The organism is Burkholderia sp. 9777_1386 (assembly GCF_015712265.1).
GTDB classification, from domain to species: Bacteria; Pseudomonadota; Gammaproteobacteria; order Burkholderiales; family Burkholderiaceae; genus Burkholderia; species Burkholderia cenocepacia.
In genome coordinates this window covers 23,546-30,029 of record NZ_JACCQB010000070.1, presented here as the reverse complement: position 1 = coordinate 30,029, position 6,484 = coordinate 23,546, and the positions used below count along the sequence as shown (strand labels likewise).

Sequence of the window (6,484 nt, the reverse complement as noted above, 5' to 3'; positions counted from 1 at the left end):
CCCCCGGACCCATCATGAACGACTCGATCGAACCCGTCGCCCCGCCGCCCGCCGCCGAAGCGGCCACCGTGGCCGCAGCCGTGCCGCCCGCCGCGCGCGGCGCCGCCTCCGATACACCGCCGCCCCGCCGCGGCCGCAAGCTCGCCGTGCCGCTCGCGGCCGTCGCGCTCGCCGCCGCGCTGCTCGCGCTCGGCATCGTGCCGCGTATCGACGCACGCGCCGCGCAGCGCGCGCAGGTCGCCGCGCAGCAGGCGCTGCCGGTGTCGGTCGTCATGCCCGGCGCGGCGCCGGCCGACCAGACACTGACGTTGCCCGGCTCGGTGATGCCGTATGCGGACGCGTCGATCTATGCGCGCACGAGCGGCTATATCGCGCACTGGAGCGCCGATCTCGGCGCGCGCGTGAAGGCCGGCCAGACGCTCGCGCAGATCTCGGCGCCCGATCTCGATGCGCAGCTGCGCCAGGCGCGTGCGGACGAAGCGAGCGCGCAGGCGAACTACGACTATGCGAAATCGACCGCGCAGCGCTGGCAGGACATGCTGAAAACGCAATCGGTGTCGCAGCAGGACACCGACACGAAGGTCGCGGACATGAACGCGAAGCGCGCGATGCTCGCGTCCGCGCAGGCGAACGTCGCGCATCTTGCCGAACTCGTGTCGTACGAGTCGGTCACCGCGCCGTTCGACGGCGTGATCACCGCACGCAACGTCGACGTCGGCACGCTCGTGACCGCGGGCGGCACGCCGGGCAGCCCGGGCCTGTCCGGCGAACTGTTCCATCTCGAACAGACGAACACGCTGCGCGTGTTCGTCGACGTGCCACAGGACAGCGCGACCGGCGTGTCGGCCGGCACGTCCGTCTACCTGACGACGCCACAGTATCCGGGCCGGCACTTTGCCGCGCAGGTCGCGCGCAGCGCGGGCGCGATCGATCCCGTCACGCGCACGCTGCGTGTCGAGATCGACGTCGACAACCGCGACGGCGCGCTGATGCCCGGCGCGTATGCGCAGGCGCATCTCGTCGTGCCGAGCGCGGCGCCGGCGCTTGAACTGCCGGTCAGCGCGCTGCTGTTCCGCCCGAACGGCGTGCAGGTCGCCACCGTCGGTGCGAACGGACGTACGGCGCTGAAGACCGTGCAGATCGGGCGGGATTTCGGCACGCGCGTGGAGATCGTCGCGGGGCTCGCGGCGGCCGATCGCGTGATCGACAACCCGGGCGATGCGATCACGGTCGGGGAAGCCGTGAAGGTCGTGTCGACTTCGCACGATGCGGCGCCGGTTGCGGCTTCGTCCGCTTCGTCCGCTTCGTCCGCTCTGCCCGCGCAACCGGCCTCCGCGGTCAGTGCACGCGACGTGCCGCCGGTACACGCGGCCGGTGCCGCGCCGGCTGCGTCGACACTCGCTCCCGCGCCCGCCCACGGCTGACCCATCGACGACCACCCACGAGATGCCTGCCATGCGCCTTCCTCATCCGCTCCCGTTCGCTCGCCGCATCGTCGCGCTCGGCGCCGTCGCCGCACTGACCGCCTGCTCGACGCTGCCGCGCTATTCGCCGCCCGCCGTCGCGGTGCCCGCGCACTATGCAGGCGCACCGGCAGCACCTGCCGAACAAACCGGCTGGCACGTCGCGATGCCGGCCGACGCCGCCGCGCGCGGCGCCTGGTGGACCGTCTTCGACGATGCCGATCTGAACGCGCTCGAAGCGCGCGTCGACGTGTCGAACCAGACGGTGAAGAAAGCCGTCGCCGATCTGCAGCAAGCCCGCGCGATCGTCGACTATCAGCACGCCGGGTTCCTGCCGACGATCACGGCCGGTGCCGCGCAGAGCCGCGCGCGCGTGTCGCAGAACCGGCTCGGCTCGTCGCTCGCCGGCAAGACGACGCCCGACTACCAGGTCGGCGTGGCCGCGAGCTGGGAGCCCGACCTGTTCGGCCGCGTGCGCGACGCGGTGACCGGCGCGCAGGCGAACGCCGCCGCGAGCGCGGCCGACCTGCAGGCCGTGAAGCTGTCGGTCACGGCCGAACTCGCGACCGACTATTTCGCGCTGCGCTCGCTCGACACGCAGAAGCAACTGCTCGACGACACGGTGCATGCGTACGCGGACGCGCTGACGCTGCTCAAGCAGCAACTCGCGGCCGGTGCGATCGACGCGTCGGCGGCCGCGCAAGCCGAGACGCAGCTCGAATCGACCCGCACGCAGGACACCGACATCGATGCGTCGCGTGCGCAGTTGCAGCACGCGATCGCGACGCTCGTCGGCGAAAGCGCGTCGACGTTCGCGCTGCCGCCGCACGTACAGCCGTTCCACGTGCCGGCCATTCCGGCCGGCGTGCCGTCGCAACTGCTGGAGCGGCGGCCCGACATCGCGGCGGCCGAGCGTCGCGTCGCGGCCGCGAACGCGCAGATCGGCGAGGCGCGGGCCGCGTTCTTCCCGGATCTCGTGCTGTCGGCGAGCGCCGGCCTCGAAAGTTCGTTCTTCGCGCCGTGGCTCGCCGCGCCGAGCCTGTTCTGGTCGCTCGGCCCGCAACTCGCCGGCACGCTGTTCGACGGCGGCCGCCGCAGCGCGTCGCTGCGCGGCGCGCATGCGCAATACGACGGTGCGGTCGCCGACTACCGGCAAACCGTGCTCGTCGCGTTCCAGCAGGTCGAGGATCAGTTGTCCGCGCTCGATGCGCTCGCGTCCGAGGCCGGCAGCCAGCAGCGCGCGACCGACGCGGCCGACCTGTCGCTGCGGCTGACGACGAATCGCTTCAACGCGGGCGCCGTCAGCTATCTGGACGTGGTGACCGCGCAGACGATCGCGCTGACGAACCGGCGCACGGCCGATCAGATCGACGCGCGCCGGATCGAGGCTGAAGTCGGGTTGCTGAAGGCGTTGGGTGGTGGCTGGCAGGTGAGCGCGAGCGCTGGCTCAGGCGCGGAATCGAACGCTAGCAAGAAGGAACCTGCAGCGGCCGGTTGAAATAGGTTCACGGGCTTCATGACCGGTCTTTCTGCTATCTCGGTCGGCCCTTGATTTCAATGCCGTTTATCGTGGCAGCCTGACCTGTGCAAAACGAAGGTTGTCACGGGCCTGCTCGCCGTCTGTGTTTCCAGCCCGTCATCGACGGGGCCGTCACCACGAAAACGTCATGCGGAGGGCTCTCCGATCGAATGAACTCGGCTGCCCTTTGATTATTTTGTTCCGCAGCGTCCAGATCAACAGGAGGATCGGCGCCATCCCAAATGCAATCGACCCTCGCTTCGAATCCGGGGTTACGCCAGATGCCGCCTTCGATTCTAGCGACAACCAAACCCTGTTGGGCCGCCCGCTCGCAAACATCGATTGCCGCCTCTGTAGTGAGCTTCATCACAATACTGCCAGCCAGGAGAAAAAAATCGTCCGACGAATCGTATACGCGGTGATGATCAATATTCATCATGTTCATTTCCAGTTTATCGGCGCACGCGCGGAATTGAACAGCGACGCGAAGGCACACGCGACAGCCGCCCGGCCCGATCCCGCCATTACGCAGCCGTCGGCCGGTTGAACATGAGCACGAACCGCGTGCCGCTCGCGTCGCTTTCGACCTGCGCGGTGCCGCCGTGCAGCTCCATCACCGAGCGCACGATCGCGAGGCCGAGCCCGGCCGTGCCGCCCGGCGCACCGCCGCTGCGCGCGGGGTCGCCGCGCACGAACCGGTCGAAGATCCGCGGCAGCAGCGCGGGATCGATCGGCTCGCCCGGATTCGCGACGACGACGCGCACCGCATCGGCCGTTTCATCCACGCTCAGCGTGATGACGCCGCCGGCAGGCGTGTATCGCAGCGCGTTCGCGAGCAGATTGCCGACGGCGCGGCGGAACAGCTCGACATCGGCCGTCAGCTGCCCGTGCCCGTCGACGCGCAACGTCGAGCCCGCTTCGTCGGCGAGCCCCTCGAAATACTCCGCGATGCGCTCGAGTTCGTCGCGCACGTCGAACGCGCGCTGCCGCGTGACGAAACTCGGATGCTCGGCGCGCGCGAGAAACAGGACGTTCTCGATCATCCGCGCGAGACGGTCGTATTCCTCGAGATTCGATTCGAGCAGCGTCTGGTACTCGTCGACCGAACGCGGCCGCGCGAGCGCGACTTCGGTGGCGCCGCGCATGTTGTTCAGCGGCGTGCGCAGGTCGTGCGCGAGATCGGCACTGAATTGCGACAGATGCGCGAACGCCTGCTGCAGGCGGCCGAGCATCGCGTTCTGCGCGTCGACCAGCGCGCGCAGCTCGGGCGGCGCGCGCGACGCGTCGAGCCGCGTGTCGAGCTTGTCGACCGTGATCCGGCCGGTGTTGTCGACGATCTCGCGCAACGGCGCGAGCGCCGTGCGGATCAGCCAGTAGCCGAGCAGCAGCGCGAACAGCGCGCCGAGCCCGCCGGCGAGCTTGAGCCGGTCGCGGTAGCCGTCGAGCAGATCGGCCCGGTCGCGCATGTTGCGCGCGATCGCGATGCGGATCGGCGTGCGGTCGCCGAGCGCGGCCTCGATCACGACGCCGCGCATCGGCGTGCCGCCGTCGGCGGTCCACGTGACGAGCCGGTCGTCCGTGATCCGGTCGTTTGCCGGAACCGGCACCGCGCGTGGCGCAAAGAGCTGCGCGTCGGCCAGCGGCGCCGAGGCGGCTGCCGGCGCGTCGTCGAGTGCGGCAAGCCGGACGTTGTGGCGCGCGAGCACGTCGCCCCCCGCATCGACGACGACCATCGACAGCGCCTCGTTGCCCAGCACCTGGCTCGTCAGCCGCTCCGCGTGCGAGCGAACCGCGTCGAGCGACTCGAGTTCGCCCGCGAGCCGGCGCGTGTGGCGCGCGGCCAGCACGATGTCGAGATCGTCCTGGGTGTTCACCTGCCGCTCGAGGCCCGCATACACGTACGCGCCGACGAGCGCGAACGCGGCCAGCGTGGTCGCGGCGAACGCGAGCGCGAGCGTCGCGGCCAGCGAGCGCGGCCGCGTCATGCGTCGTCCTTCGGTTCGAGCACGTAGCCGACGCCGCGCACGGTATGGATCAGCTTGACCGGGAACGCGTCGTCGATCTTCGCGCGCAGGCGCCGGATCGCGACCTCGACGACGTTGGTGTCGCTGTCGAAATTCATGTCCCACACGTACGACGCGATCTGCGTGCGGCTCAGCACCTCGCCCTGGCGCCGCGCGAGCAGCTGCAGCAGCGAGAATTCCCGCGGCGTCAGGTCGATCCGCGTGGCGCCGCGCTTCACGCGGCGGCGCACCACGTCGATGTCCAGATCGCCGACCGCCAGGTGCTCGGTCTCGCGCGGCGGCCCGCGACGCGCGAGCGTGCGGATCCGGGCGAGCAGCTCGACGAACGCGAACGGCTTCACGAGGTAGTCGTCGGCGCCGAGTTCGAGGCCGTGCACGCGGTCCTGCACGTCGTCGCGCGCGGTCAGGAACAGCACCGGCGTCGTGTGCGTGTCGCGCAGCCGCTTGAGCACGCCCCAGCCGTCGAGCACGGGCAGCATCACGTCGAGCACGATCACGTCGTAACGCTCTTCCTGCGCGAGCATCAGCCCTTCGCCGCCGTCCTTCGCGAGATCGACGCTGAAACCCGATTCCTCGAGCCCCTTCTTCAGGTACGCGCCCGTCTTCGGTTCGTCTTCGACTATCAGGATGCGCATCGCCGGCTCCGTCGCATTCGTGGGGACATGCGGCGATGTTACCGGGAAACGGCGACGCGGCGCCGCTGCGTGCAAGCGCGAATGGCGTAGATGACAAAACCGTAATCAGCCGGTCAGCCTGGCGTGCGGTTGCACGAAAACAGGGACACATTGACATCGCGGGGCGGTTCGGCCGCGCGCGCCAACGCCGGCCGTCCATGTGGTTCATCGCTGTTCGCGCGCGCCGGACGGAACGGCGCGGCCGGCGCCGGTCAGGCTCACGCCGCCGGCTCGCGCAGGGCGGCTCGCTCACCCCGACGCGGTCGACCCAGCCGCGGTAGAACGCGCGGTACTTCAGCACGAGCTTGTCGTACCGGCTGTACGCACCGCCGCCGTCCGGCTTCATCCCGTTCCAGATCCTGACGTCGTACCCCGCCGCCTGTCGGGTCTGGAGCCCGAACAGCAGGTAGTCGATCGCGCGCCGCGGCACGCCGCGCGCCTTCCTGATCGAGATCAGCATGTGCATGACGTTCTTGCCGTCGCTCACCGGCGTCACGCACTGGAGCAGCTTGTATTTGACGTCTGCGTCCAGCGCGACGGTCGTCACGCATCCGCCCGGGTAGCCGTCGAAGTGCAGGTTCATCTGCGACATGTTCATGCCAAGCGCGCGCGACAGCATGCCGAACGGCCCGAAGAGATCAGGCGCGCCGCGAGCGCGTGGATCGTCACCGCGGTGTTCTCGAGCCCGCGGGAGAACAGAAAGGTCATGAAGGCGAGCACATTCACGGAAGCGCGAATCGCATTCGCGCTCAAACATTTCAACGGCGCGCCAGCGCTGGCCGGCCGCGAACCGCGACACTGACG

General features: G+C 69.7%; 6 protein-coding genes. 3 read left to right on the top strand and 3 right to left on the bottom strand.

Features of this window, described 5'->3' with window-relative positions; translation table 11 throughout:
- The first annotated feature begins 14 nt into the window (after nucleotides 1-14).
- Together H0X91_RS31470 and H0X91_RS31465 are read left to right on the top strand one after the other, a co-directional pair.
- Nucleotides 15-1,424, top strand: a complete 1,410-nt coding sequence (locus tag H0X91_RS31470) for an efflux RND transporter periplasmic adaptor subunit (RefSeq protein ID WP_196433645.1) — start codon at nucleotides 15-17, stop codon at nucleotides 1,422-1,424.
- A gap of 31 nt (nucleotides 1,425-1,455) precedes the next feature.
- Complete coding sequence (locus H0X91_RS31465) at nucleotides 1,456-2,961, top strand: efflux transporter outer membrane subunit (protein ID WP_196433644.1); 1,506 nt, start codon at nucleotides 1,456-1,458, stop codon at nucleotides 2,959-2,961.
- Between the two features lie 103 nt (nucleotides 2,962-3,064).
- Here H0X91_RS31465 and H0X91_RS31460 read toward each other — a convergent pair whose 3' ends face one another.
- The 3 genes from H0X91_RS31460 to H0X91_RS31450 form a co-directional block, all read right to left on the bottom strand.
- On the bottom strand, nucleotides 3,065-3,349 hold the full coding sequence (locus tag H0X91_RS31460) for a colicin immunity protein (protein ID WP_226248145.1): 285 nt from the start codon (nucleotides 3,347-3,349) through the stop codon (nucleotides 3,065-3,067).
- 157 nt (nucleotides 3,350-3,506) lie between these two features.
- Nucleotides 3,507-4,967, bottom strand: a complete 1,461-nt coding sequence (locus H0X91_RS31455; protein ID WP_196433643.1) for a heavy metal sensor histidine kinase — start codon at nucleotides 4,965-4,967, stop codon at nucleotides 3,507-3,509.
- Nucleotides 4,964-5,641 carry a heavy metal response regulator transcription factor gene (locus tag H0X91_RS31450; RefSeq protein ID WP_006489720.1) on the bottom strand — a complete coding sequence of 226 codons (678 nt, stop codon included), beginning with the start codon at nucleotides 5,639-5,641 and terminating at the stop codon, nucleotides 4,964-4,966. Before H0X91_RS31450 ends, H0X91_RS31455 begins: the two co-directional genes overlap by 4 nt.
- A 499-nt stretch (nucleotides 5,642-6,140) precedes the next feature.
- On the opposite strand from H0X91_RS31450, the gene H0X91_RS31445 reads away from it, so the two are divergent.
- Nucleotides 6,141-6,482: a hypothetical protein gene (locus H0X91_RS31445; RefSeq protein WP_196433646.1), complete on the top strand. Its 342-nt coding sequence runs from the start codon at nucleotides 6,141-6,143 to the stop codon at nucleotides 6,480-6,482.
- Nucleotides 6,483-6,484: the final 2 nt, after the last annotated feature.

Coding starts and splice junctions, on each gene's coding strand:
- H0X91_RS31465 (WP_196433644.1), top strand. CDS start 1,456: ATGCGCCTTCCTCATCCGCTCCCGTTCGCTCGCCGCATCGTCGCGCTC.
- H0X91_RS31470 (WP_196433645.1), top strand. CDS start 15: ATGAACGACTCGATCGAACCCGTCGCCCCGCCGCCCGCCGCCGAAGCG.
- H0X91_RS31455 (WP_196433643.1), bottom strand. CDS start 4,967: ATGACGCGGCCGCGCTCGCTGGCCGCGACGCTCGCGCTCGCGTTCGCC.
- H0X91_RS31460 (WP_226248145.1), bottom strand. CDS start 3,349: ATGAAGCTCACTACAGAGGCGGCAATCGATGTTTGCGAGCGGGCGGCC.
- H0X91_RS31450 (WP_006489720.1), bottom strand. CDS start 5,641: ATGCGCATCCTGATAGTCGAAGACGAACCGAAGACGGGCGCGTACCTG.